The sequence below is a fragment of the Plantactinospora solaniradicis genome, assembly GCF_042658085.1.
In the GTDB taxonomy this organism is placed as follows: Bacteria; Actinomycetota; Actinomycetes; order Mycobacteriales; family Micromonosporaceae; genus Plantactinospora; species Plantactinospora solaniradicis.
In genome coordinates this window covers 380766-405656 of sequence record NZ_JBHSPR010000013.1, presented here as the reverse complement: position 1 = coordinate 405656, position 24891 = coordinate 380766, and the positions used below count along the sequence as shown (strand labels likewise).

Here is a 24891-nt window from a genome sequence, read left to right as displayed (position 1 = left end):
AAGGTAATTACATGCAACACTCGGTCGAGGCGATCAGCGCCATCCCGGCCCGGATGAACGAGGCCTGGAACCGCGGTGACGCCACCGCATTCTTTGCCGACTTCGCGGACGACGCTGAGTTCGCGGACTTCGAGGGAACCGTCTACCGGGGACGCGAGCAGATGATCGCCACCCATCAACCTATTTTCGACACGGTGATGAAGGGGTCTCGGCTACTGCACGGCGAGGTGCCGTTCGCCCGGATTATCGGGTCGGGCTGCGGCGTCGTACACCACCGCGTCGGGATCGCGATGCCGGGCGAGAAGGAGCCGCCGCCGAGTCGCTACTCCATGCAACTGTTCGTCGTGGGTTGGCAGGACGATCACTGGGAGGTTGTCGCCCTGCAGAATTCGCGGCTGATCTCGCTGGAGGCCGTGGCGGCCTTGGAGTCAGTGAATCTCCAACGGCCGTTAGGATCGCAAACCATCTAGTGGTGGGGCGGGCCACCGCTGGCCAATCGACCCGCCTACCGCCCTGCTGCATGGAGGGCGGCGGGGGGCATGTCGGGACCGGCCGGCGCCGGGTAGGTGCCGGCCGGCTCGACGGTTGCGCCGGTATTAGGCGCGACTCTCGGTGTCGTTGCGCAGTTGGACGATGGCCATGATGTGCACCGATGTCGCCGATCAGCCGGGCGGCGCCCGACGGGCCGATACCGTTGAGCCCGTCGGGATTCCTCGTCGAGCAGTCGGATTCAGTCGAGGGTTTCGGGGTGCGGCTGGGGCGGCACGCTCGACCTCACCCCCGACCACCTGCCACTGCTCGGCACACCGTCCGGAGTGGATGGCTACGTGGTCGCGGCCGGCTTCAGCGGTCACGGCTTCTGCCTCGGCCCGGCCATCGGCCGCACCGTCGCCGAGATCGTGACCGGGCAGCCGACCTCGGTCGACGTCACGGCCCTGCACCCGGACCGGTTCGCGGCGTGCTGAGCATCGAGCGGTTCGCGGCCGAGCTGCATGCGTTCGCCGGCACCGTCAGCGGCGCGGAACGTTCGGCCGCCCGTGTCTGCCTCGCGGACGCGCTCGCCTGTGCCGCGACCGGGGTGTCCGCGCTCGCACACACCGCCGCCGCGGCTGCGCTGAGCGACCTGGACGGGTGCGGCGACACCCGGCCGGCCACCGTCTGGTTCACCGGCGCCCGGGCCGGTGTCCTCGCCGCCGCCTACCTCAACAGCGTCGCGGTCAGCGCCCACGACCTCGACGACGGGCACCGAGGCGCCATCGGGCGCCCCGGCGGCGCGGTGATGCCCGCCGTGCTCGCCGAACTCGAGTCCACCGGCTCTGCGGTGAATGCCCTGGACGCGATCGCGTTCGGCTAGGAGGCGGCACTGCGGGTGGCCGAGCCGCGCGACCCGGCCCGCTTCGAGCGCACCGCCACCGGCCGCTGGGCTAGCCACGCGGCGGCGGCCGTCTCCTGGCTCGTCCACGGCGACCCACCCGACGCACTGGCCCACGCTCTCGCCCACGCGGGCTCGCTCGCGCCTCAGCTCAGCCCGCCCGACCCGCGTGCCGTCGACGGCATCAAGGAGGGCACGCCATGGGCGGTCGTCGCCGGGCTCATGGCCGCCCGCCTCGCCCGGGCCCGGGTACCCGGCCCGCTGTATCTGCTGGAGCGGGACACCGCGTACCGGCCGGGCGACCTCGACCGGATCACCGCCCGCCACCCCGGTGCCGTCACCCAGACCTACTTCAAGCGGTACGCCTGCTGCCGGTGGATCCACCCGGTGCTCGACTGCCTCCTCGACATGTACCCCGGCCTGCCCCTGGCCCCGGACGAGCTCGCCCGAATCGACGCGATCGAGGTGGTCACCTTCGAGCGAAGTCTGCGCCTGACCAACCGGCCCGACCCGCGCACCCTCGAAGAGGCCCACTACAGCTTCCCGTTCTGCGTCGCGCTCGCGCTGACCGCCGGCGCCGACGCACTGCTGCCCATCCACCCCGAGGCACTGCGTCGTTCGGCCACAGTGGACCTGGCCCGGCGCGTACACCTCGCCACCGATCCGGCCCACGATGCCGCCTTCCCGGCCCGCACGCCCGCCACCGTCCGAGTACACACCGCCGGTCGCACGCGGGAACGGTCCGCGCCGACCGCTCGGGGCGACCCCGGGCTGCCGCTGGGGGCGGAGGCATTGCGTCACAAACACCGCCGGCTGACCGCGCGGCACGGCCCCGCCGTCGCCGCCACACTCGCGCGGCTGCTCGACCCGGACGCGCCGGTCGACGTCCACGACCTGACCGACACCATCTTCTGCCCGCAGGAGGAGCGATGACCAGCCAGCACCCCCCTGTCGCCGACGAGGTACACCACCGCGACCCCGCTCGGCCGGGCCGACCCGCGTTCAGCCCGGACGAGTACGCCCGCCGCCTCACCGCCACCCAGCACGCCATGCGGGCCCGCGACATCGACGTCCTGCTCGTGCACGCGCCCGAAAACATCTACTACCTCGCGGGGTACGAGACGTCCGGCTACTTCGAGTACCAGACGCTCGCGGTGCCCGCCGACGGCACACCCGAACTACTGGTACGCAACGTGGAACGGCTCAACGTCGACGAGTACTCGTGGCTCGACCAGGCACACGTGTGGAAGGACGGCACCGACTACCTCGCCGCCACCGCGGCGGTCGTACACCGGATGAGCCCCCGCGGGACGGTGGCGCTGGAGCGGCACTCCTGGTTCGTACCGGCCGACACCGCCGCCGCCCTGGAGGCGCACCTCTCCGACCATCGAGTGGTCGGTTCGGAGCGGCTCGTCGAGCGGCTGCGGCTCGTGAAGAGCCCGGCCCGAGATCGGATACGTGCGCCTGGCAGCCCAGCTCGCCGACCTCGCGGTTGCCGCCGCCGTCAACGCGGCTCGCGACGGCGCCACCGAGAACGACGTCGCTGCCGCCGCGCACGCGGCTCAGATCGGAGCCGGCGGAGAGTACCCGGCGCTGCCGCACTACATCTCCTCCGGCGACCGACTGGAACTCGGCCACGCGCACTGGACCGATACCCCACTGCACCGGGGGAGCCTGGTGAAGATGGAGTACCTCGGCGTGCGTCGCCGCTACCACGCCGGCCTGACCCGCATGGTGTCGCTCGGCCCGCCCGACCCGCAGGTAGCCGCCGACGTGGAACTGTGTCTGCGGTTGCAGGACGAGACCTTCGCGTCGCTGCGCCCTGACACCTCCGTGGACCGGCTCAGCCGCGAGGCCCGGCAACGCCTCGCCGACACCGGCCGCCCGGCGTATCGGATAAGGCTCGGCTACTCGATGGGCATCGGCTTCCCGCCCATCGCCGGCGAGGGCCAGACCGCCGACTTCCGCGAAGGCGCACCCTGGCTGCTCGCCGCCGGCATGGTCTTCCCCATGCTCTCGGTGCTGCGTGTCGGGCTCGTGGTCAGCGACACCGTCCTCATCACAGACGCCGGGCACGAACGGCTGACCGCCACCCCGCGGCAGCTGCTGATCGCCGAATGATCCTCGAGCTGACCGGCGACGCAGGGCAACGTGGACGCCAACACGGCGCACGCCTGCGGGAGCAGATCCATGCCCGAATCGCCGGAGCGGTCGTTCTGGAGACTCCCGACACCGCCGCCCGTGCGGCGCTGGCCGGGCCGTGGCTCGCCGCTATCGACTCGGTCGACCATCTCGGCGCGGAGCTACGCGGGATCGCGGCCGGTGCGGGCGTGCCGCTGCACGACGTGGTGCTACTCAACGCGTTCGAGGCGGTCGAAACAGCCCGGCAGGTCGAGCTTGGCGGCTGCACGGCGATCTCGCTCGCCGGCCCCTCCGGCCCGGTTGTCGCCCAGAACTGGGACGCCAACCCGTCGCTCGCCGCCACGGTCGCTATCCACCTCCACCGCGGTCCGGACATCCCCACCACAGTGCTGCTCGCCTCGCCCGGCGGCCTCGGCTGGATCGGACTCAACGCGCACGGAGTGGCGCTGGTCAACAACGACCTGCTGACCCGGTCCGTACGCCCCGGCCTGCCGAGCCAGGCGGTCCGCCGCGCCGCACTCGCCCAGGCCACCGCCGCCGACGCGGTCCGCGTCATCGTGTCCCGTCCGGCTGTGGGCGGGCGCGCCTACCTGCTCGCCGACGCTAACGGAGCCACCATGACAGTCGAGGTGTCGGCCGAGGCGGGGCCGGTCGTGACCCGACACCCCGGGCGCACCGCGGTACACACCAACCACGCGGTGTCCCCGACCATCGCCGTGCACGAGGACCGGGACCTGCTCGCGGCCACGTACCCGTCGAGCCGCTTCCGCATGCGCCGCGCCGCCGACCTCGCGAGCCGGCCGGGCACGAGCCCGCGAATCCTGCTCGCCGACCACGCCGGCTACCCGCTGTCCATCTGCCGGCATCCGTCGGACCGCGAGCAGACGGTGACCGCCGCGTCGGTTGTCCTCGACTGCGGCCGGCGGCATGCGGCAATCGCGCTGGGAAACCCGTGCACCGGCAGCCACGTTGAAATCAACCTCACGGCGTGGTGAATCAAGGAGTTCGGGCGGTCGGCGAGCGCTCCCCGGCGGGGGAGCATCGGTCACGCACCCGGCGGACCCGAGTAGCGGAGATCGGAAGAAAGGCCCGCGCCGCACAGCCGGCGCGGGCCCTTCGGATTCCTACCTCACGCGGTGAAGCGGAGCTTCGCGCGGCGGGCGCGGAGGAAGAGCACCGCGCCGGCCGCGATGACGGCCGCACCCGTGCCGGCGATCAGCAGGGCCGGTGCGCCGGTCAGCGGCAGGCTGCCGCCGTCGCCCGTGCCGCCGCCGGCGCCGCCGGTCGCACCCGGCGTGAAGACCTTCTTCGCCGGGCCGAGGCGCATGAAGACGGTCTCGCCGGTCGCGTCCTCGACGCCGTCGTTGTCGGTGACCGCGTAGACCTGGCCGTTGCCGGCGATGGTCAGGCCCTCGACCTTGTCCTGCACCCAGCCGTTGTCGGTCTTGAGCAGCGGCAGCAGGTCGACCGCGAGGGTCTTCTTCGCCGTCGGCAGCGACGCCGTGCCGAAGTCGGCCGGCACGTCGAAGGAGTAGACCTTCTTGACCGCCGCCTTGGGGCCGCGCTGGTTGTCGCGCTCGATCACCGCGAAGGTGTCACCGTCGACCGGGACCAGCTCGGAGAGGCCGATCCAGGCGCCGGCGGGAGCGGCGTCGAGCTGGTAGGCCAGCCACGTCCACTTCTTGTCGGCGACCGAGTAACGGCCGATCCGTACGGTGCCCTTCGGGTCGCCCTTGAGCTCACGCTGCACGGCGACCCAGACCTGCTCGCTGTCGCCGACGCCGGTCAGCGCCACGCCCTCAAGGCCGTTGCTGGTCACGTTGGTGGCGACGTCGGTCGGCAGCGGGATTTCCTCCTGCACGGCACCCCTGGCGTCGAGCCGGACGATCAGGTTGGGCTTCGCGGCGGTGCCGTCGCCCTCGACCGCGATCCAGTAACCGCCGGTGGCGCGGGCCGCGAGACCCTCGGCGTCGTAGCCGACCGGCTGGCCGCCCTTGATGACGGTCAGCTCGCTCTTGACCAGCGCCGGCTCCTGGGCCGTGTCGATGGTCAGCAGGCGGGTCGGGGTGTAGACGTTGTCGGTGATCGACACGACCTGGTCGGGCTGGCCTGGCACGGCGCTCAGGCCCGAGAGGGCGCCCCAGGAGATGGGCGCCTTCTTCTGACCCGGCTCGTACGCCGAGCGGATCGTCGGGAACGCGCCCTTCTGCTTGCCGTACTGGAAGATCGTCACCGACGCGCGGATGCCGTCGTCGAGCAGGTCCTCCTCGCTGGAGACCACGAGCAGGTCACGTGACGGCACCGTCGTGATGCCCTCGGGGCCGTTCGTGGTCGGCAGCATCTGCAGGAACTCGGGCGCCTTCGGCCTGCTGATGTCGTACGCGGCGACGAAGTTGCCCCGCTCCGAGTTGACGAAGAGGACCGGCTTGCCGTTGAACTTGCCGTACGCGACGCCCTCGGGCTCGGTGCCCTTCGCATCGGAGCGGCTCTCCGGGTAGAGGCCGTGCGCCGCCGCGAGCCGGTCGAACGAGTTGCCGGCGTCGTAGAGGATCTCGCCGGTGCGCTTCCACACGGTGAAGCCGCGGGAGCCGCCGACGTAGTCACCCTCGTTGGCGGTCGCGAAGGTGTTGTTGTCGATCCAGACCACACCGTCGGGCTCGCGGCGTACCGTGATCGACTTGTCCTGCGCGATCGTACCGTCGTCCTCGGTGTCCACTCCGGACAGTCTCACCTGGCCGGCGCCGATGCTTCTGACGACCTTCTTCGACTTGAGGTCGACGATTGCGATGTGGTTGTTCTCCTGCAACGTGACGACGGCCTCGTCCCTGCCGTTGATCGACACGTACTCCGGCTCCGGATCGCCGGGCGCGACCATGGTCAGGCCCTTGAACTCGACCCGGTCCAGCGTCCAGTTCTGGGGCTTCTTGCCCAGGTCGACCACTTGCAGGAAGCCGGCCGGCTTCTGCGGGAGCTTGCCGTCGTTGAGGTCCTCGTCGCGCTCGTTCTCGATGGCGATCGCGGCGTACCTGCCGCTCGGCGCGATCGCGATGGAGTCCGGCTGGCCGCCGAGTGCCATCGGCATCCGCACCTCCTTGCGGGTGTCGAGGTCGAGGACCACGAGCACGCCGGAGGTGTTGACGAAGTCCGCGCTGGTGTTGACCACGGCGAGCACGTAGTTCTTGTAGACGGCTACCGAGGTGGGCTCGCCGGGCAGGGCATAGGTGCCCGTCGGCTTCGGGTTGGCCGGGTCGGAGATGTCGATGAACCCGAGGCGCTTGCCGGGGCTGTCGGTGGAGATCACCGTCTTGCCGTCGGTGCTGACCGCGCTGATCTCGGCAACGGTCTCCTGGTCTTCGGCGCTGTTGAGGTAGACCGGCACGGTGGCCAGCCGGGCGAAACCGGCGTCGTTCGCGGACGGTGCCGCCGCGAAGGACGCCTGCCCGAACAGTGCCGGAACGGTTATGAGGCCGGCGACCATGGCCGTCCGGACGAACCGGCCGGTCGCGCGTGGAACCTGCATGCTGAAACTCCCTGATTAGCGGACTTGATCTGCTTAGTGGCCGGTGCTGGCCGGAGCGCGACCGGAGAGCCAACAGGCGGTGTCGTACGGGCTGCGGAATCGCGCGGCGGCCGACAATTGCCCAGACCGGAGCCAGGCTGAAATGATCTTCCCGATTGGCCGGGATCGAGGGAGAATCTCGCGGCCGATGACACTTCGTCCTGATCGGCCACCGAGATCGACCGCGACAAGCCGGACGCCGCCCGGGTCGTTCCGGTCGCGGCGGACCAGCGGCGGGTCGAGGCGCCGTCACGTCCCGTACGAGAGGGCTGTACCGGTCGGGCTCGCCCAGGCCCTGGATGCGACGGGTCCAGTTCGACGGTGGTCACCGGAACCTCCGGTGCGTAATGTGACGAGAATAAGTCCAAGAATTGGACCGTCCAAGTATCGGACTATCATGATGGGGGTTACATGGGACGGAGCACCCGCACCGCGGATCTCGGCGTGCTGGCGGCCCGGCTGTTGTTCGGGTTGCAGTCCGAACTGTTCCGGCGCAGCGCCCAGGAGGGCTTCGACGACCTTCGGCCCCGTCACGGGGCGGTGATGGCCCACCTGGACGAGAACGGTCTGCGGCAGACCGACCTCACCCGGCTGGCGGGCCGCAACAAGCAGACCATCGGCACGATGATCGACGAGCTGGAGAAACTCGGCTATGTCTCGCGCGTACCCGATCCGGCCGACCGCCGGGCCAAACTGATCGTGCCCACGGCGCGCGGCTTACGGCTGGCGGAGCTCTCCGACCGGATCGTCGCGGACATCGAGAGCAGGTACGCGGCGAAGATCGGCCGGGAGGCGTACCAGCAATTCCTCCAAACCCTGTCGGCGATCACCGCAGACGCGGAGATGGACGAGGAATGACCCACCCGGGGACGAACCTCCGGGGGCGCTGGCTGACCGACAACCGCTACTCTGCCGCAGACCGAGGGTGACCAGCGCGACACGGACAGATGGTCCAGAAACTTGACGGTCAAGTTTTCGGACTATTATGGTTGGCGCACGGAGGTCCGGCGGCTCCAACGCCGGACCAGTTACGAGCGGAGACCGTCTCATGTCCGGCAACAAGATGATTTCGGTGATGGGCGCGACCGGCGTGCAGGGCGGCGCGGTCGCCCGGGCGCTGCTCGCGGACGGCACATTCGGGGTTCGCGCGATCACCCGCGACGCTTCCTCGGCGAGGGCACAGGCGCTGGCGGCGCTCGGCGCCGAGGTGGTCGAGGCGAGCCTGAACGACGAAGCGAGCCTCCGGAAGGCGTTCGACGGAGCGCACGGCGCGTTCCTGGTCACGCCCTTCTGGGAGCACATGTCCGCAGCCAAGGAGCTGATCGAGGTGGAGAACCTCATCGGCGCCGCCAGGGCCGCCGGCCTGCGGCACGTGGTGTGGTCGACGCTGGAGGACACCCGGGAGGCCATCGGCGTCACCGACGACCGGATGCCGACCCTCGACGGGATCTACAAGGTGCCGCACTTCGACGTGAAGGGCGGTGTCGCCGACGCGATGTTCGCCGAGTCGGGCCTGCCCACCACGTACCTGCAGGTGTCGTTCTACTGGGACAACCTGCTCACCGACGTGAAGCCGCAGCGCGACCCCGACGGGGTGCTCGCCCTGCACCTGCCGATCGGCGACACGCCGATCGCCGGGATCGCCGCGGAGGACATCGGCCACGCCGTGGTAAGTGCCTTCCAGCGGCCCGCCGAGACGATCGGCGTCACCCTCGGCATCGCCGGCGAACACCTCACCGGTGACCAGATCGCCGCCACGTTCAGCAGGGTGCTGGGCGAGCCGGTCGTTTACCGGCCACTCACCCACGACCAGTTCCGCGGGTTGGGTTTTCCGGGCGCGGTCGAGTTGGGGAACATGTTCCAGTACTACGCCGAGTTCCCGGAGTCGTACCTGGGGCGGCGGGACGTCGAGCTTATGCGCTCGATCAACCCGGACTGGCGCAGCCTCGCCGACTTCCTGGCCAACCACCGCGACCGCCTCGCGGGCTGAGCCCCTGTTCTACCGGCGGTGGAGGAGCCGCTCCGCGAGGGTCTTCCGCAGATCGTCGGGCAGCCCGTCGATCTCGATCAGCTCGGGCAGCAGCTCCGGCTCGGTCAGGTACGCCCGGAACGCCTGCGCGATCGTCACCCCGTGCGCCGGACGGTCCTCCACGGTCACCGGATCGTTGGCCCACACCTCGCCCGGCTCCAGCACGCGTAGGTACGCGCCCGGGCGGTCCGCCCGGGTGAAGGTCTTCACCCAGCGCGGCTCGCCCATCTTGTGCTGGAACGTGGCGCACGGGATGCGGCCGAATGTCGGCTGGAGGACCAACCGTGGACCGATGCGCCACCGCTCGCCGATGACCGCGCCGTTGACATCGACCCCCTCGGTCGTCAGGTTCTCGCCGAAGAGCCCGTTGGCCAGCGGGCGACTCAGCCGCGCCTGCCACCAGTCGTAGTCCTCCCGCGCGTACGCGTAAACGGCCTGGTCGTCGCCGCCGTGGTGCTCGATGTCGAAAATCTGGTCACCGACCAGGCCGCTGTGCAGCCCGGTCGTCTTGGGCCCCGGCGCGCGCACGGTAACCAGGTGATCAACCGGCCGCTTGTTGATACCCGTGACGCCGACGCCCTTGGCCGGGTTGGGCTCCGGCACGGCCAGATTGACCGAAACGATCCTGCTCATGTCCGGCAACCTAACCGCCCCTGGTGCTGGGCGCTGTACGCGCTGTGGTGGAAGTGGCAGAAGGGCCAGAAGCAGTCGGTCATCGAGCCACCGCCCGGATTCGACTCCGCCGCGTACGCCGAGGCGGTCACCTCGGTGCTCCCCGGGCTGCTGACCACCGACGCCCAGCGGGTCGCCGCGCTGCGTGGCGAGGTCCCGCAGCCGGTGGTACAGGCCGGCGACACCAGGCAGGACTCGTTCCAGCGCGGGATCGACCAGGTCGCGGCGGCGCGGAACCTCGACCCCGGCAAGGTGCTCAAGCCGGTCGGCGGGCCACGGTCGTGGCGCACCGCCGACCCCGTCGTCCTGCTGTCCGGGCTGGACAGTGCCCCGGCTCCCGACCCCTCGGCGCAGCTTTCCTGCCGGCTGGTCGGTGCGCTCGTCACCAGTCTGGCGGTCGGCGGCACGACGCTCGGCGCCGGACAACTCGGCGCGGCGACGCCGGCGCTGCCGAACGCCGCCGCTGTGCCGCTGCCGGTGGCCGCGCTCGTCCTCGAAGCGTTCCTCCTGGACCCGGCGAGCGCGCCGGCGATCGCCGCGGCCACCGGACTGAACCCGAACACGGTCGCCGCGGCCATCACCGGGCACCGCGCCGAGTCGTACCCGAACCAGGTGCTGCCGGCCGCGGGACTCGACGGATGGCAGGAGCAGCCCTGGCGACCGCTGATGATGGAATGGCAGATGGGCTTCGTCCCCATCCCGACCCAGACCAACGGGATCGACAACTGGACCTTCGACGGTCTCGACTACCGCTACACGGGTCCGTTCGGGCCGTTCCCCGCCGACCCCGACGGGCAGACGCAGCTGCTCGGCGGCATCTCGCCGCTGACTCCGGAGGTCCAGTCCACGTTCCGGCACCAGTTGCAGCGCTTCGTGACCAACTACGTCGCCGGCGATCCGGACGCCGATGCCGACCTCGCGGCCCTGGCCAAGCTCCAGGACTCGATCGAGTCCGTGGACTCCTGGCAGTTCGTGTCGCAGGCGCTCACGGGCCTCGGCGACCTGCTCGCGCTGCGCGACGCGCGCCCGCAGACCGGCCCGGACGCGACGGTCGCGACGGCGGTGGCGGGCCGGACCGCCGGCGTGCCGTGGATACCGAACGGCCCCGTCTACCCGTTCCAGGACGTCCGCCAGGGCCAGTTCGCCGTACGACTGCTGCTGGTCTACGACACGTTCGGCCAGGTGCTCCAGGTGGTCGGCGGTACCGGCACGACCGACCCGCAGAACTTCGCCCCGGCCCGCGACGCGGCGCTCGTTCCGGACAAGCCGGTGGTCAGCAGAAACGAGGGCTTGCGGGTGGTCAGGGTTTCCGTCCAACGGCGCAGACGCGCCATGGAGCGACGTCACGGTCGGGGTCGGCCTCGCGGAGCTCGGGCCGCCACTGGGGGCAGGGGACCACCCCCGGCTCAAGTAACTCCAGACCGTCGAAGAACCTGACTATCTGCTCAGGTGTTCGTAGCGCCTGCGGCGCGGAACCGGTCTCGTTCCAGAGCCGCACGGCCTCCTCCAGTTCCGCGCTCACTCCGACGATCGGATGGGCGATCGCCAGGTAACTGCCCGACGGCACGGCGTCCATGAGTCGTTTCACGATCGCCCGTGCCTCGGCATCGTCGATGACGAACTGCACGACGCCCAGCATCATGATGCCAACCGGCTGGTCGAAGTCCAACGTCCGGCCGGCGCCCCGCAAGATCGCGTCGGGGTCGCGTACGTCCGCGTCGATGTAGTCGGTCGCTCCCCGCGCGGCACCGACCAGCAGGGCACGGGCGTGCACCAGCACGATCGGGTCATTGTCGACGTAAACGATGCGGCTCTCCGGCGCCACCGACTGGGCCACCTCGTGAGTGTTGTTGGCGGTAGGCAGACCGGTGCCGATATCGAGGAACTGGCGGACCCCTGCCGCACCGGCAAGAAACCGGACCGCCCGGATCAAGAAGGCCCGATCGGCGCGAGCAGCCTCCACAACGTCCGACAGGACGCCGCGGATCTGATCACCAGCCTTCCGGTCGGCGGCGAAGTTGTCCTTGCCGCCAAGCCAGTAGTCCCAGACCCGAGCCGAGTGCGCGACACCCGAATCGAGCGTCGCCTTTTGACCGGCCACATCGGAAGAGCTGTCAGTCACCGGGAACCCTCCGCACCACGGGTAGGCGTCGATCGCTGGTCAGCCTAGACCGCCCCGATCGTCCACCGCCACCTGCCTCGAGCCTGCCTCGATCATGCCGACACCCAACGCACCGGGGCCCCAGCGCCACTTCGGTGGCGATCGTGCAGTTGGCGTGCGGCTACTGTCCGGAGCCGGTTTTTCCGGCTCCGGACAGTCGGAAACAGCGCGGATCAGGGAGTCAACGTAACCGCGTAGGCGTCGTTGGCATTGGTCCAGTTGACACTGACGAGGATCGAGTTGCCGCTTACTGCGGCCCGTGTGGTGGACACGGTCGTCGGCGCGCTTACATACGCATTGGTCGACGGCATGCGCTCCACGCGGACGTTCACCGAACCGTTGGCGACCAGCCACGACGGGATGTTGTTGTAGCGCACGTCAATGGCGCCGGTCGCCGCCCCAACTTTGGCGCCGAGGACGGCGATCGACCGGCGCGCGCCGGAATCCTGGAAAACCGTGCCGTCGTGGGACGAGCCTGCGGAGATCTGGGTGCGCTGGCCGGTCTGGTCGGCATAGCGTTTGTACACCCACCACTGGCCCATCGGCTGTCCCGCGTTGGGTGTGGTGAGCCAGCCCAGCGTGTCATGTAGCGACGGCGTCTGACCCACCATGCCCCAGTTGGCCCGAGCGCCGTCACAGCCACACCGCTCCAGGCGTGCGATGTACCAGGCCGAGGGACCCGGCTGTTGTTCGTCGCCAAAGGCACCGTACTCGTTGACCGAAAAGCCCTGGACCGATATGCCACGCGACGACAGCAAGCTGTCGATCCGTCCTCGGTCGGCCGCCGGGTCACCTGGCAGGTTGTGCCAACTGATGATGTTCGGGACGACGTTGTTGGCCTTCACGTAGTCGAGGTAGGTATTCCACCAGGAACCACCCGGCCCGCCGGCGTAGCTCGGCCCCACGATCACGGCCCCCGGAATGGCGGCACGGATCAGCTGTGTGCCGCGGCGGATCATCTCCAGATACTGGGACTGGGTACGACCCCAGAAGAAGATGTTCGGCTCGTTCCACATGTCCCAGCGGACGTTCGACCCGGTCATCCCGGCGGCGCGGACATCGGCGATCATCCGGTTGATGAAGTTGGTGTAGTCAGTCCAGTTGCCGTTGTCCCCGGGCCACCGCGGCACGTTGCACACACCGTCCGATCCCCACAGGCCGGCGATGATCATCTCTACCCGGGCACCCGTACGCTGGGCACGGTTGTAATAGTTCCGCATCCACGTCCAGCGGCGGTCGTACTGGCCATTGACCCAACCGCCGTTCGGGCAGCCGAGCTGCGACCCGCCGCCACGCATGAGCCTCACCTTGATCTGGTCCGTGGTGGACAGCGGCGGACTGGAGGCGTTCTCCGAGACGCCGTAGATGAAGCCGGTCGCGCGGTAGGTTGGAGTGCCGCCGTAACTTGCCATGTCGATCGTCATGCTGTCGACCGCGGCAGCGGCGGGGCTTGGCGCCTGTAGCAGGGATGCCACCCCTACGGCGATGCACGTCGCTAGGTACATACCGATTCTTCGGGACTTCCGCACGAGCATGATGGGTCTCCTTATGGGGGAAGGCATGGCTCGGTTCGGCCATGTGGGCGTGCCTCGATCAGCCGCGGGGGACGGGCGAGGAGGACGTATCGCACCGGCTCACCGCCGTACGGAGGCGGCTTTCCGGCGGCGACGTGGCTGACGGACCGGAGCGGGCTGGCCACGTTCACTGTGAGCGGAGTCGGTGGCGCGGGCCGTACCGCCGGTCAGGGTGACGCAGGCGTCGGCCGTGGTCAGCGCTGCGGCGGACACACGGGAGTGGGTGATCGCACGAGAGTGCCTCCTTTGGACGGGCTCAGCGCCTTCGGGGGATCGTCGCGCTGAACAGGAGTCGATCGTGGTTTGTCGATGACGGGACGTGCCGGGAGCGTCTGCTTTGACGGTCTCGACGCTTTCCCGCGCCGATGTGAGCGCCAACGCGTGCTCGCGGGTAAAGTCTCGATCGAATCCGGAAAATATTTTCCGTGATCCGCGCGCCGCTGTTGTGCGCTCCTGCGGGGCTTGCGCCCGTGTAACAGGTGGTTTCGCGTAGGTTACGGCTCGCCTAGGAGGTACGTCAACGGTCGCCGATGCGACCGCTTGAGGCAAAGGTTTTCCGTCGTTATGGTCGTCCTGTGGCAGACAGGCGGGCGCGGGTGGGCATTGTCGACGTGGCGGCGCGGGCGGGGGTGTCGGTCGGCACGGCGTCGAAGGCGCTCAATGGCCGGGGGCAGTTACGGGAGGAGACCCGCGCCCGGGTGCGGTCTGCGGCGTACGAGCTTGGATTCATTCCCAGCGCTGTCGCCGCCAGCCTGCTCACCGGTCGGACATACACCGTCGGCCTGATCATGACGGACCACCATGGACGGTTCAGCCTGCCCATTCTTCATGGCGCCGAGGACGCTCTGGGCTGGGATGAAGCGCTCGCCTTCGTCTGCGACACGCGGGACGACCCGATCCGCGAGCAGCACTATGTACGCAGCCTGATGCGTCGCCGGGTCGATGGCATCATCGTCGCCGGCCGCCGCACCGAACCGCGTCCGCCGCTGTCCGGCGCGCCGAGGGTGCCGGTCGTCTATGCCTTCGCTCGCTCGGCGGACCCCGCCGACTGCAGCGTCGTCGTCGACGAGGAGGCAGGTGCGGTCCTGGCCGTCGAGCACCTGGTACGCACAGGCCGCCGGCACATCGCGCACGTCACCGGCCCACACGGTCACGCGTCTGCGCGAGCCAGGGTGGACGGCACGGCACGGGCGCTGCGCATGGCCGGACTGGAGTTGCTTGGGGACCCCTGGTACGGCGGCTGGAGCGAGGTCTGGGGTCGCTTCGCCGCCGCCGCGCTGGTCCGGGCACACCCCGAGGTCGACGCCGTCTTCTGTGGTAGTGACGCGATTGGCCGCGGCGTCGCCGATGGCCTGCGTGAGTGCGGCCGGCGGGTGCCGGACGACGTCGCCCTGGTTGGCGTGGACAACTGGCAGCCCACCGCCGAGGGGTGCCGGCCGCCGCTGACCAGCGTCGACCTCAACCTCCAACAGGTGGGGCGGACCGCGGGCACCCTACTGCTCGAGGCGATCCAGCACGGCGGAGTGGCCACCGGCATACACACCGTGCCGTGCCGGCTGGTGGTGCGCGCGTCTTCCGCTCCCCTGAGCGGCTGATCCCGCCTCGGACTGACCACCTCATCCGCCTCACGTGCCAACTCTGCCTCGGCCCCGCAACCAGCTACGCAACGGAGCCGGACGGGTCGCGACTAGTACGGCGAGGCTTGGTACGAGGAACATCGAAGTGACGAAGGCGCAGATGATGATGCCGATGGCGATGGCGAGCCCCATCTGGGCGAGGAGGCCGCCGGCCAGTACGGTCGCCGCGAAGAAGCCGGTGAGCAGCAGACCGGCGGCGCCGATCGCCGGCCCGGCCTGGGCGATGGTGTGGTGGGCGGCGGTGCGTGGATCTCTGCCGAGTCGCGTCTCCTCTCGGAGCCGGCTGAGGGTCAGGATCGTGTAGTCGGTGCCGGTCGTGACGACGAACAGGAAGACGATCAGCGGCAGCAGGAAGGAGAGACCTGGATGGCCGCCGATGTGCTGGAAGACGTAGGTGGTCATGCCCAGGGTGCCGGCGGCGGCGAGGGCGGTCGCGACGGCGACGTACAGGGCAGCGGTTAGGTTTCGTAGCAGCAGCGCCACCGCGAGCGCGGCGAGGATCCCGGCAGCGGGGAGGACGAACCACAGGTTGCGGTGGTTGGCGTGGCGGATGTCGGCGAATGTCGCACTGACTCCGCCGACGAGCGCGGTGGTGCCGGGTGGTGCTGCGGTGTGGGCGGTGTCGCGCAGTTCACCGCCGACCAGATTCAGCGACTGGGGGGCGTACGGGGCGCTCTCGAGGAGGAGGTTGATCCGTGCGGCGGTGCCGTCTTGGCTCAGCTCGACCGGTCCGGCGTCGGGGTCGGGGTCGGCGGGCAGGTTGCCGCTGATGCCGGGGACGGTGGCGAGGCGGTCGGCGTAGCGCCGCAGCGCGGCCGGGTTCAGTGGCTGGTCGGCGGCTGCGGTGACGTACACGGTGACGGGGTTTAGGGCGTCGGCGGAAAATCCGGCTTGTACGGTGTCGAGGCCGCGTGCCCATTCGGTGCCCGAGGGCAGGTGCCGGGTGGGGTTGTAGTCCGGCCGCATTCCGAGCAGGCCGAACGCGAGGACGGCGAGCAGACCGGTCGACGCGGCTGCCACGACGGCCGGCCGTCGGCTGGTGAACCGGCCGGCCTGGTGGAAGCCGCCGTCGCCGGGCTTGCGTCGCAGTTTTGTCAGCCAGGGCATTCGCTGCCGGAGGCGGGTCGACCAGGTGGACGGGGGCCGGGTGCGCGGTCGGCTGGCCCAGGCGAGCCAGCGGTACCGGCGCAGCCGCTCATGCATGCCTCCTGTCGGATTGGGCTGCCATGATCTGGACGGCCAGAAGAGCTTGGTGCCCAGCAGCGACATCACGGCCGGCACGAGGGTGAGCGAGGCCGCGGCCATGACGGCGACGGCGGCGACGATGCCGGGAGCGAGGCTGCTGGCAGCGTCGTATCCGGTCAGCGGCAGCGCGGCGAAGAGTATGGCGAGCGCCGCCGTGGAGGGCGGGACGATTCTTCCGACCCGGACGGCCGCGGTGACCAGTGCGGTCCGGGGTTCGTCGCCGGCACGTAGCCGTTCGCGGTATCGGAACCAGAGGAACAAGATGTGGTTGGTGGCGACGATGTACAGCACGATTGTCATGATGATCGCCAGGGACGGATTCGCCGGGAGATCAAGGGCCCGGACGATCCAGGCGGCGATGCTGGTGGCGAGCGCGCCGACCATGCCGACGACCGCGACCGGGAGCAGTGCGCCTACCGGGCTGCGGTAGATGATCAGTTGGTCGGGCAGGAGCCGCGCGATGGATACCACGCCGGCCACCAGGAGTCCGGCCTCGAAGGCGGATGCGTTGTCGACGAACATGGCGGCGTCCCCGGTGACGGCGGCGGTGAGCGTGGTACCGGCCAGCGTCGTGCGTACGGTGTCCCGGAGCCTGGGAACCGTGTCGAGTTGGGCGTGGTCCTCCGCGGGACCGGTCAGCCCGACGGTGACCATCTGGACTCGTTGGTTGGTGGAGATCGTCGGCGGGCCGGTGACCCCGGTGACGTGGTCGATTCCGCCGGCGACGATCCTCCGGGTCAGGTCATCGACGTGGGTGCGGTCGGTGGTGGTGAACGGACCGCCGTCGACACGCGAGAGCACGATGGTCGCGGTGCTGTCGGCGGACGGTGGGAACTTCGCCGCGGCGACTGCGGCTGCCCGGGTCGACTCGTAGTGCTCCGACAGCAGGCCGGCCGGCTTGGCTTCGGTCTGCTCGTCGAGGGTGGGCGCGAGGGCGACGGTCGCCGTCGTGAGGACCAGCCAGACGAAGACAACTTTCCATGGGTTGTGGACCACGAGGCGGGCCAGCCGATCGAACACGGTTTCTCCTCCTGCGGCCACTGGGTGGCGGATCGACATGAAGTTGGGAGCTTAGGTTACTGCCTAACTTTAGCGTGCAACGAACAAGAGTAATTCACTTACCTTATCGGAATGCCGATCGCCGGTGCGATCAGGTCGAGGGCGGCGCCTCGCCCCTCCCAATTCGCTAGCTGATCTCCCGTCGACCCTGCTCGCCGAGAGCGTCGAGCAGTTGCTCGGGGCCGCGCGGGGACAGGAAGACGGCCTGAGCCTGCTGGGTTTCCTCGATGGCCGTCCGCATGCGTCGCAGCATGGTCGATTCGTAGGCGCGGATCGCGGCGTCGATGGTCGGGTATTGGTCGCTGGTGAGTGCGTTGACGAGTTCGACGGCGTCGAGCAGGGCCATGTTGACGCCTTGTCCGGTGAACGGAGGCATGATGTGGGCGGCGTCGCCGACGAGGGTGAGCCGGTGGTGTTCGTTCCACCGTTGTTCGGCAGGGACGCCGTACAGCGGCCACCATCCGAAGTCCCGATCGATCTGGCCGAAGAAGCTGCGCATGTCCGGTGAGAAGTCGGAGAACGTCGTGTCCAGGCGGTCGGCGACCTCGACCTGGCTGGCGGCCATGTCCTCGTCTCGGGCGGGAGCGGTGTCGCTGGTGAACGCGTAGTAGACGCGGATCGATCCGTCGCCGTGACGCTGCGCCATGATGACCTTGGCATGGCCGAGCGCGAACATCGTTCCGGTCCCGGTGAGCCTGTCCAACAGGCCGCCTGGTTCGGGATGGGTGACGTCGCCGCCGACGAATGTCGCCCCGGCATAGGTGGCCGTCTCCTGCGTCACCAGGGGGCGCGCCTTCGACGAGTGTCCGTCGCATCCGATGACCAGATCGGCCTCGACGATGGTGTGGTCGCTGGTTTCGATGCGGTAGCGGTCGGCTCCGGTCGGGGTGATGGTGCGGACGGCGCGACCCCATTCGACGGCGTCGTGGGGTAGCGCGTCCAGCAGCATGTCGCGCAACGACGCACGGTCGATCTCTGGACGGGCTCCTTCGGCCTCGACGCTGGACGCGGCGTCCTCGTCGATGAGGACGGTGCCGTTGTGGTCGAGATAGCGGGTCGCCTGCCCGGCCGGGCGGGAGAGCCGTTCGAATTCGCTGAGCAGTCCCATCCGGTCAAGGGCGAGGATGCCGGCGTTCTCGGCGAGGTCCAGACTGCCGCCCTGCCGTCGGGCGTCCCGACCGGCGTCACGTTCGAGGACGCGGGCGGGAATGCCCTGCACCTGCAACAGTCGAGCTACCGCGAGGCCGGCCGGGCCGGCACCCACGATGGCGATGTCACGGCTGCGGAGATCATCGATAGACACGGAAAACGCCCTTCATGAGTGGCTATGAGACTTTTGTCGGTCTGGCGGGTATGGTCGCTGGCGGTTCGCGGGTAAGCGGTGCCCAGAGGCTGCCTGCGGCGGCGACTCGAGGCGGCATTGACCGAGGGAGCCGGCCCCAGGTGGTCGCCTCGCGATGAGGGTCAGTACTCGGGCACCTCGGTCTTGCCCTGAGCGACTTCGATCATTTCCTCTGACAGCGGCTTCTCCCGCATCACGAGCCCGAGGACGAACGACACGACCATGAAGGGAACGGTCCACAGGAACACCGTGTGGAAGGCGTGCAGGGCCCCGCCGGGCAGCCGGGCGGTGAGGATCGCGCCGAACAGCGCCGCGCCGAAGGCACCACCGATGCTCTTGAAGAAGTTCAGCGCGCCGGTGGCGACGCCGAGATGACGATGCGCGACGGCGTTCTGCCCGGCGAGGAGGGCCACCTGCACCAGTAGGCCGATGCCGGCGCCGGCGAGGAACAGCGGCACGATGATCGCCAGGCTGCCGGTGGTCGTACCGGCAAGGCTTACCACCCACATCGACACGCCGGTGAGTACCGCGCCGACCACCGGGAAGACCTTGTACCTCCCGCTCCTGGCGATAACCGGACCCGCGACCGCGGTGGCCGCGATAAGGCCCACCAGCAGCGGGATTACGTACAGGCCGGCGACGAAGGCGCTGTGGTGCTGGACGGTCTGCATGAACAGGGGCACGTAGAGCATGCCGACGAACAGGGCCAGGGTGGCCAGGAGGAACTGGGCGCTGGCGATGGTGAAGACGCCGTTGCGGAACAGGCGCAGCGGAGTGATCGGCTCCGCCGCGCGGTGTTCGGTGATGACGTACGCGATGAGCAGTGCGACGGCACCGGCGATCAGCGCGATGATGGTCGGCGAGGTCCAGGCGTAGGTGCTGCCGCCCCACGTGGTGACGAGCATGATCGCGGTGGTGAGCAGGGCGGCGAGGATCCCGCCGAGGATGTCGACGCGGGCGTCGCTCGTGGGGCGGGGCAGATGGAGGCGGGCACCGACGGCGACGATGGCGGCGACACCGATCGGAACGTTGATGTAGAAGATCCAGTGCCAGGACAGGTGGTCGGCGAAGAAGCCACCGAACAGTGGGCCGGCGATCAGGGCGACCGTGGCGACGATGCCGGTGTAGGCCTGGTACTTCGCGCGTTGCCGGGCCGGGACGAGGTCGCCGGTGATCGCCATGACCAGGGAGTTGAGTCCGCCGCCGCCGATGCCCTGCAAACCCCGGAAGAGGATCAGCATGAGCATGTTCTGGGCCAGGCCGCAGAGGATGGAGCCGATCAGGAAGACTCCGATGGAGATCTGGAAGATCCTCTTCCGGCCGTACATGTCCCCGAGCTTGCCGAAGAGCAGCGTGGAGATCGCGCTGGTCAGCAGGTAGGCGGTGGCGACCCAGGACAAATGGGCGGTGTCGCCGAGGTCCGCCGCGATGGTCGATAGGGCGGTGGCCACGATGGTGCCGTCAAGGCTCGAGATGAACAGCACCATCATCAGCGGCACCAGGACCACCATGATCGCCCTGTGGGCCAGGCGGGAGATGTGCGGACCGGCGCCGGCTTCCGTCAGTGGCGGCGTCGAGGCTGGCATGGACATCAACTCCTCCAATCACTACAGCAGCTTGCGAAGGTAAGTGACTAACCCGAGGGTAACCCCGACTCGGTCGCCGATCAACGAAAAGGTGAGTGACTGTGAGATTGGGTATGCTGGGAATATGTCAGCATCGGAGCGACCTGCGGCGCTTCCCCTGCGGGAGCGCAAGAAGGCCCTGACCAGGGCGGCGATCGTGGAGGCGGCGACTCGCCTGTTCGAGGAGCGGGGCTTCGACAACGTGACCGTCGCGGAGATCGCCGACGCCGCGAATGTGTCGGTCAAGACCCTCTTTGTCTATTTTCGCTCGAAGGACGAGTTGGTCTTCGCCGACAACACTCTCTTCGACGACATCATCGCGGCACTACGTGACCGGTCGGCCGGCGTCAGTCACGCGAAGGCGATCGCGGACGTGTTGGCCGCCATGGCGCGGTCACAGGAGGATGGTGGCGAGGGCATCGAGGCGTTCCACCGCGCCTACGGCGAGTCTCCCGCCGTACAGACCGGGCTGCTGCGACTCTGGGCCGACCTCGAAGACAGGGTGACCGCTTTCCTGGCCCACGAGGCCGACGTGCCGGCCACCGCCCGCCTCCGGTTACACGCCATCCAACTCGTGGCCATCGTCCGCAGCGTCGTGTCCCCCGAGACCCGCGCGATGATTGCCGCCACACCGCCGGGCCGGCGCAGCGCCGCTCTGACCGACTGGTTGGCGGCCGCCACCGCCGCCACCCCCGCCGTCGAGCCGTAGCGGCGCACCGTAGCGGGCGCTGTTGCATCGAGCGATCGTTAAGATCGTCTGTTGCGAGCGCGGTTCCACCACGATGGAACAAGCAGCCGACGAGCGGACGTACCGATTCTGCGCCGGGGACCTGGGACGGCGCAGGAAGAGGTTCGCTAGGAGGCGGTCGATGCGTCCACCCGTCGAAGGATCTCCTCGATGAACGGCGCCTTGCCGGACCGGTACTTCGGTCGGTCGTGGTCGTCCGCCGCAGCGAGTTCAGCCTTGATGCGCGCGTACTCCGCGGCGAGGTCCGGATGGCGTCGTAGGTGGTCGCGGAAGTTCAGCAAGCGGCGCCAGTCCGGTGACCGGATCTCCCGGATGTGGAGATGATGGGTACGCCATGCCACCTCGGGAAAGCAAAATGACCACTTGCGCTGCTCATGGTCACCCGGCTCGGGGGCGTGGACCCAGCCGATGTCGCGCAGATCCGCCACGATGTCGGCGGTCTTGTCGAAATCTCTGACCAGGGCGAGCATGTCAATGATCGGCTTGGCGGCAAGGCCGGGGATCGCGGTGCTACCCACGTGCTCGACGCGACCGACGAGGTAGTTCTGGAGCGCCGCCTCGACCCGGGTCCGCTCGTAGGCGAAGCTGGTCGGCCAGTGTGCGTCGTAGGGAAGGATCTTGATCGGATCTCGTCGTTGAGGTCCCTCGTCAAAACCTGGATCCGCCGCCACCTGCCTAGGTTACGGCGCATCTCCTTGAGCAGGAGGTCCTGCGCTGGCAGGTGTTGCGGTTGCAGGGGGCCGTCCAGTCATTGCGGAACAGCGCGGCGGTGACCCGGTTCCTTGAGGTCGCACGTCACCGGACTCATGGTCGATGCCAACGCCCTTTGGGCGGAATGAGAGGTGAGTGCGGCCGCTGAAACTGCCCTACCGGAGTCACAGCTGCCACCGGCGGTGCGGATATCGCACCGCGAGTCAAGGCGGACGGCGCAGGAGAGCGATTCCCTTGCACGCTTTTCGGACTGGCGGCCTCGCCGCGGCAGGGGCTGTCGTTGGCCGGGGGCTGACAGGCTAGTTTGCTCCGATGAGTCTCCTCGATGACGTCGCGAGGCGTGACAGTTGGCGATGCTGGGTGTGCGACGAGCCGGTCGACGCCGACATGTCGGTGAACGACCCGCGTGGTCCCAGCGTCGACAGCCGCACCGCCGACAAGAAGGCCAAGGTCGCCGAGCGACTTGCGCACCGCGCCTGCAACAGCCGCAAGGGTGCGGTCAAGGTGGTCATCGCCTGGCCGGACCGGCTGAACGTGGTGGAGCCCGCGCCGTTGATCACCGTCGCCGAGCGACTCGAACGCAAGGGCGGCCGCGAGCTGGTTGCGCGCTGTCCGAGCAAGAAGGACGCCCAGGAGGCGGCGGACTGGCTGGTCGACCGGTTCACCCGGCTGGTGCCCGGACTGCCGGTGACCGCAAGCGTCGACGCAGGCGGCGGACAGTACCTCGTCGCCCTGGCCACCGGCCGCCGCTGACCGTTGGCCCTGGTCGGCGGGCCGCCGCTGACCGGTGGCCCCGGTCGGCGGGCCGCCGCCCCAGGCAGCGGTCGCCGTGGTCGAACCGGGCCGGCGGCCAGTATGCGGAAGACGCCGTCGCCGAGTGGCAGCACGGTGAGCAGCCTGAGCTGGTGCGCCCGCTTCGGCCCTGGTCCTGGCCTCCGCAGTGTTGCGTCCAGTCAGAATCCAGTCGCGCTTGGCAGGCTTGCCCGGCAATCGGCGCCGCGGCAACGGGCTCGACCCTTCGCGGCCACAGCGGAGGGAGACTCGAGTTGCGAGCCAGACTGTTGCGCGGCGTCGCCGCAGCGGCACTAGCGGTGGTGGTGGCGTTACCTGGTGCGGCCACCCCGGCGCAGGCCACCAACCCCGACACAATCAAGAGGGTAGGTGACCTGGCCTTCAGCCTGTTCCTGAGCTCCCGCTCGGGAGAGTTGACCGAGCAGCAGCTCGTCCAGGCGTTGCAGGAGTTCGTCGGAGCGGTAGGCGCGGCCGAGAATGCGATCATGTCGCATCTGGACGCGGTCGCCGCGGCCGAGTGGGTCGGCGCCGCGGAGCACGCGATCCTGGAGGTCCCGAGCCTGCCCAACCTCAGCGAGGACACGTTGCAGGAGTTCGCGCTGCGGGTCGCCCTGCACGCGCGTCAGGCCAAGCAGGTCTTCGAGGCCGTCGAATCCGACGCCGAGGCGGACCACCTCGGCTTCGCCATCTACGCGCTCTTCGCGGTCGGGCTCGAGGCGCGGGTCGCGGCCGGCATCGGCATGACCACCTACCTGCCGAGCTACCGGGCGGCGATGGAGGCGATCATCAACCGGCTGGAGCCGCGATGCACCTCCCGGGAGGGCGACATGGACTACCACCCGTCGATCTATCACGTGGTGCACACCTGCACCACGCCCAACGGCCCCCGCACCTTCCAGGACTACCAGGTCAACGGCGACTGGCAGCAAGGACCCTGGACCGAGGAGACACTCAAGGCCGCAGCCGGCGCCACCACGAGCTGGGCACTGGCCAGGGACACCCTGCGACGGTTGGACGAGGGAGGGCACCGCGCATGAGGGCCCGACTGAGGGAGACGGCGATCCGGGGAATGGTCGCGGCGGTGGCGGTCACCGGGATAGCGGTGCCGGCCGCCCCGCGGCCCGCAGCGGCCGTGGAGCCGGCCACGATCGCCGCAGTGGCGCAGTTCGCCTTCGCCGCGTACTCCGCCTACAACAGCTCGCGGAGCGGTGGACTCACCCTGGACCAGGCGGTCGGCATGATGATCAGCGCGGTCCGCCGGTCCGAGGAGGCGATCAGGAACCACATGGACGCACTGACCGTCGCCGAGGTCCGGGGCTGCACCGAGCACGCCATGCTGGAGTTCGTCGAGAGCCCGGACTTCCCGCTGAGCCTCAGACAGCGGTTCGCGCAGGACACCACCGCCTGCATCACGGCCATCAACGTCCGTTACGACGTAGTCGCACAGAACTTCAACCAGGCGGCAATGCACGACCTCGGCATCCTGCTCACCTCGCTGGGGCCGGTCGCCTTGGCGGCGCGGGCGCAGGCCAACCTGCAGACCGCACAACTGGAGCAGTACCTGATCACCGCCCTCACGAAGTTGAAGACTTCGTTCCAGGTGGGGTGCGGCGAACACTTCGACCGCTGGTACCTGCCCATCCCGGACGAGGAGACCGTGTGGCAGGTCTACCCCGAGCTGTACATCCCCGGCCACTTCTCGTGCGCGGAGTGGGGTGGTTACTCCTCGGTGACGCGGCATGAGTGGGCGTGGTGGCGCTGGGGCGTACTCGCCGGGTTCCCCGACCCGGCCAACCCAGGTCAGATGTTGACCTATTACCCGCACTACCAGGAGCTTCGGAACGAGCTCGCGCAGCGATCGCTGTCCGGGATGATCGACGCGGGCCTGGCGCAACTTCGGTCCTAGCCGAACGATCCGAGCTGGCGGCGGGCTCCCTGGCGAGCGCGGGGAGGCCCGCCGCAGCACGACTCCGGACAGGAGCTGGTCAGGGCTTCGAACTGGAGGTGGTCCAGATCCTGGGTCGGTGCACCAGCTCTGAAAGACCCGTGGGTCGGAGTCGGTGTGTAGCCGCCGCCGGGGCAGGTAGGTGTCAAGACTCCCCGATGCTCAATCGCTGTCAAATTCTGGCCGACTGTTGGGGATCGAGCGACCTTGCCGGTCTTTATCGCGTCACCGTAACGTCACTGACAGACATCGATCTTTTGGTCTCCGGTGGCCGGTCC

The 24891-nt window shown here is 69.1% G+C and carries 21 protein-coding genes and 1 pseudogene; 14 read left to right on the top strand and 8 right to left on the bottom strand.

Features of this window, described 5'->3' with window-relative positions; all coding sequences use genetic code 11:
• Positions 1–11 precede the first annotated feature (11 nt).
• From ACFP2T_RS19530 to ACFP2T_RS19500, 7 genes and pseudogenes are all read left to right on the top strand, one after another.
• Positions 12–470 (top strand): SgcJ/EcaC family oxidoreductase, encoded by a 459-nt coding sequence (locus tag ACFP2T_RS19530; protein ID WP_377423794.1) that lies wholly within the window; start codon positions 12–14, stop codon positions 468–470.
• A gap of 258 nt (positions 471–728) precedes the next feature.
• On the top strand, positions 729–965 hold the full coding sequence (locus ACFP2T_RS19525) for an NAD(P)/FAD-dependent oxidoreductase (RefSeq protein ID WP_377423827.1): 237 nt from the start codon (positions 729–731) through the stop codon (positions 963–965).
• The gene (locus tag ACFP2T_RS19520; protein ID WP_377423792.1) at positions 959–1354 is read left to right on the top strand and encodes an MmgE/PrpD family protein; all 396 of its coding nucleotides are present in this window, start codon (positions 959–961) and stop codon (positions 1352–1354) included. Before ACFP2T_RS19525 ends, ACFP2T_RS19520 begins: the two co-directional genes overlap by 7 nt.
• 15 nt (positions 1355–1369) lie before the next feature.
• Positions 1370–2305: an MmgE/PrpD family protein gene (locus tag ACFP2T_RS19515; RefSeq protein WP_377423790.1), complete on the top strand. Its 936-nt coding sequence runs from the start codon at positions 1370–1372 to the stop codon at positions 2303–2305.
• Positions 2302–2793 (top strand): annotated as a pseudogene (locus ACFP2T_RS19510) (aminopeptidase P family N-terminal domain-containing protein); the annotation flags it as partial. The gene ACFP2T_RS19515 and the pseudogene ACFP2T_RS19510, both read left to right, overlap by 4 nt.
• 37 nt (positions 2794–2830) lie before the next feature.
• On the top strand, positions 2831–3493 hold the full coding sequence (locus ACFP2T_RS19505) for a M24 family metallopeptidase (RefSeq protein WP_377423788.1): 663 nt from the start codon (positions 2831–2833) through the stop codon (positions 3491–3493).
• Positions 3490–4509, top strand: coding sequence for a C45 family autoproteolytic acyltransferase/hydolase (locus tag ACFP2T_RS19500; RefSeq protein WP_377423785.1), 1020 nt, complete (start codon positions 3490–3492; stop codon positions 4507–4509). Before ACFP2T_RS19505 ends, ACFP2T_RS19500 begins: the two co-directional genes overlap by 4 nt.
• A gap of 134 nt (positions 4510–4643) precedes the next feature.
• On the opposite strand, the gene ACFP2T_RS19495 is transcribed toward ACFP2T_RS19500, so the two are convergent.
• Complete coding sequence (locus ACFP2T_RS19495) at positions 4644–7034, bottom strand: esterase-like activity of phytase family protein (RefSeq protein WP_377423783.1); 2391 nt, start codon at positions 7032–7034, stop codon at positions 4644–4646.
• A 450-nt stretch (positions 7035–7484) separates the two neighbouring features.
• Between ACFP2T_RS19495 and ACFP2T_RS19490 the strand changes: the two genes are divergently transcribed.
• Together ACFP2T_RS19490 and ACFP2T_RS19485 are read left to right on the top strand one after the other, a co-directional pair.
• Entirely contained in the window at positions 7485–7931 is a 447-nt protein-coding gene (locus ACFP2T_RS19490) for a MarR family winged helix-turn-helix transcriptional regulator (protein ID WP_377423780.1), read from the top strand.
• Between the two features lie 190 nt (positions 7932–8121).
• The gene (locus ACFP2T_RS19485; protein WP_377423778.1) at positions 8122–9063 is read left to right on the top strand and encodes an NmrA/HSCARG family protein; all 942 of its coding nucleotides are present in this window, start codon (positions 8122–8124) and stop codon (positions 9061–9063) included.
• 9 nt (positions 9064–9072) lie between these two features.
• On the opposite strand, the gene ACFP2T_RS19480 is transcribed toward ACFP2T_RS19485, so the two are convergent.
• The 3 genes from ACFP2T_RS19480 to ACFP2T_RS19470 all read right to left on the bottom strand — a co-directional run bounded on the left by ACFP2T_RS19480 (position 9073) and on the right by ACFP2T_RS19470 (position 13470).
• The gene (locus tag ACFP2T_RS19480) at positions 9073–9735 is read right to left on the bottom strand and encodes an MOSC domain-containing protein (protein ID WP_377423775.1); all 663 of its coding nucleotides are present in this window, start codon (positions 9733–9735) and stop codon (positions 9073–9075) included.
• A gap of 1339 nt (positions 9736–11074) precedes the next feature.
• On the bottom strand, positions 11075–11896 hold the full coding sequence (locus tag ACFP2T_RS19475; protein WP_377423773.1) for an SAM-dependent methyltransferase: 822 nt from the start codon (positions 11894–11896) through the stop codon (positions 11075–11077).
• Positions 11897–12108: 212 nt separating this feature from the next.
• Entirely contained in the window at positions 12109–13470 is a 1362-nt protein-coding gene (locus ACFP2T_RS19470) for a beta-xylosidase (protein ID WP_377423771.1), read from the bottom strand.
• Positions 13471–14084: 614 nt separating this feature from the next.
• Between ACFP2T_RS19470 and ACFP2T_RS19465 the strand changes: the two genes are divergently transcribed.
• On the top strand, positions 14085–15104 hold the full coding sequence (locus tag ACFP2T_RS19465) for a LacI family DNA-binding transcriptional regulator (RefSeq protein ID WP_377423769.1): 1020 nt from the start codon (positions 14085–14087) through the stop codon (positions 15102–15104).
• A gap of 30 nt (positions 15105–15134) precedes the next feature.
• On the opposite strand, the gene ACFP2T_RS19460 is transcribed toward ACFP2T_RS19465, so the two are convergent.
• The 3 genes from ACFP2T_RS19460 to ACFP2T_RS19450 all read right to left on the bottom strand — a co-directional run bounded on the left by ACFP2T_RS19460 (position 15135) and on the right by ACFP2T_RS19450 (position 20384).
• Entirely contained in the window at positions 15135–17411 is a 2277-nt protein-coding gene (locus ACFP2T_RS19460; RefSeq protein ID WP_377423766.1) for an MMPL family transporter, read from the bottom strand.
• 166 nt (positions 17412–17577) lie between these two features.
• Positions 17578–18753 carry an FAD-dependent oxidoreductase gene (locus ACFP2T_RS19455; protein ID WP_377423764.1) on the bottom strand — a complete coding sequence of 392 codons (1176 nt, stop codon included), beginning with the start codon at positions 18751–18753 and terminating at the stop codon, positions 17578–17580.
• A 161-nt stretch (positions 18754–18914) separates the two neighbouring features.
• Positions 18915–20384 carry an MDR family MFS transporter gene (locus ACFP2T_RS19450; RefSeq protein WP_377423761.1) on the bottom strand — a complete coding sequence of 490 codons (1470 nt, stop codon included), beginning with the start codon at positions 20382–20384 and terminating at the stop codon, positions 18915–18917.
• A gap of 118 nt (positions 20385–20502) precedes the next feature.
• Between ACFP2T_RS19450 and ACFP2T_RS19445 the strand changes: the two genes are divergently transcribed.
• Positions 20503–21126, top strand: coding sequence for a TetR/AcrR family transcriptional regulator (locus tag ACFP2T_RS19445; protein ID WP_377423759.1), 624 nt, complete (start codon positions 20503–20505; stop codon positions 21124–21126).
• Positions 21127–21272: 146 nt separating this feature from the next.
• Here ACFP2T_RS19445 and ACFP2T_RS19440 read toward each other — a convergent pair whose 3' ends face one another.
• Positions 21273–21836, bottom strand: a complete 564-nt coding sequence (locus ACFP2T_RS19440; protein ID WP_377423757.1) for a GrpB family protein — start codon at positions 21834–21836, stop codon at positions 21273–21275.
• 352 nt (positions 21837–22188) lie between these two features.
• On the opposite strand from ACFP2T_RS19440, the gene ACFP2T_RS19435 reads away from it, so the two are divergent.
• The 3 genes from ACFP2T_RS19435 to ACFP2T_RS19425 all read left to right on the top strand — a co-directional run bounded on the left by ACFP2T_RS19435 (position 22189) and on the right by ACFP2T_RS19425 (position 24574).
• Positions 22189–22629: a hypothetical protein gene (locus ACFP2T_RS19435; RefSeq protein WP_377423755.1), complete on the top strand. Its 441-nt coding sequence runs from the start codon at positions 22189–22191 to the stop codon at positions 22627–22629.
• A 293-nt stretch (positions 22630–22922) separates the two neighbouring features.
• Positions 22923–23705 (top strand): hypothetical protein, encoded by a 783-nt coding sequence (locus tag ACFP2T_RS19430; protein WP_377423752.1) that lies wholly within the window; start codon positions 22923–22925, stop codon positions 23703–23705.
• The gene (locus tag ACFP2T_RS19425; RefSeq protein WP_377423749.1) at positions 23702–24574 is read left to right on the top strand and encodes a hypothetical protein; all 873 of its coding nucleotides are present in this window, start codon (positions 23702–23704) and stop codon (positions 24572–24574) included. The genes ACFP2T_RS19430 and ACFP2T_RS19425 overlap by 4 nt, the downstream gene beginning before the upstream one ends.
• The last annotated feature ends 317 nt before the right edge of the window (positions 24575–24891 follow it).

Excerpts from the sequence above, each read along its gene's own strand:
- ACFP2T_RS19530 (WP_377423794.1), top strand. The coding sequence starts at position 12 with ATGCAACACTCGGTCGAGGCGATCAGCGCCATCCCGGCCCGGATGAAC.
- ACFP2T_RS19500 (WP_377423785.1), top strand. The coding sequence starts at position 3,490 with ATGATCCTCGAGCTGACCGGCGACGCAGGGCAACGTGGACGCCAACAC.
- ACFP2T_RS19495 (WP_377423783.1), bottom strand. The coding sequence starts at position 7,034 with ATGCAGGTTCCACGCGCGACCGGCCGGTTCGTCCGGACGGCCATGGTC.
- ACFP2T_RS19490 (WP_377423780.1), top strand. The coding sequence starts at position 7,485 with ATGGGACGGAGCACCCGCACCGCGGATCTCGGCGTGCTGGCGGCCCGG.
- ACFP2T_RS19485 (WP_377423778.1), top strand. The coding sequence starts at position 8,122 with ATGTCCGGCAACAAGATGATTTCGGTGATGGGCGCGACCGGCGTGCAG.
- ACFP2T_RS19480 (WP_377423775.1), bottom strand. The coding sequence starts at position 9,735 with ATGAGCAGGATCGTTTCGGTCAATCTGGCCGTGCCGGAGCCCAACCCG.
- ACFP2T_RS19470 (WP_377423771.1), bottom strand. The coding sequence starts at position 13,470 with ATGCTCGTGCGGAAGTCCCGAAGAATCGGTATGTACCTAGCGACGTGC.
- ACFP2T_RS19450 (WP_377423761.1), bottom strand. The coding sequence starts at position 20,384 with ATGTCCATGCCAGCCTCGACGCCGCCACTGACGGAAGCCGGCGCCGGT.
- ACFP2T_RS19445 (WP_377423759.1), top strand. The coding sequence starts at position 20,503 with ATGTCAGCATCGGAGCGACCTGCGGCGCTTCCCCTGCGGGAGCGCAAG.
- ACFP2T_RS19435 (WP_377423755.1), top strand. The coding sequence starts at position 22,189 with ATGAGTCTCCTCGATGACGTCGCGAGGCGTGACAGTTGGCGATGCTGG.
- ACFP2T_RS19425 (WP_377423749.1), top strand. The coding sequence starts at position 23,702 with ATGAGGGCCCGACTGAGGGAGACGGCGATCCGGGGAATGGTCGCGGCG.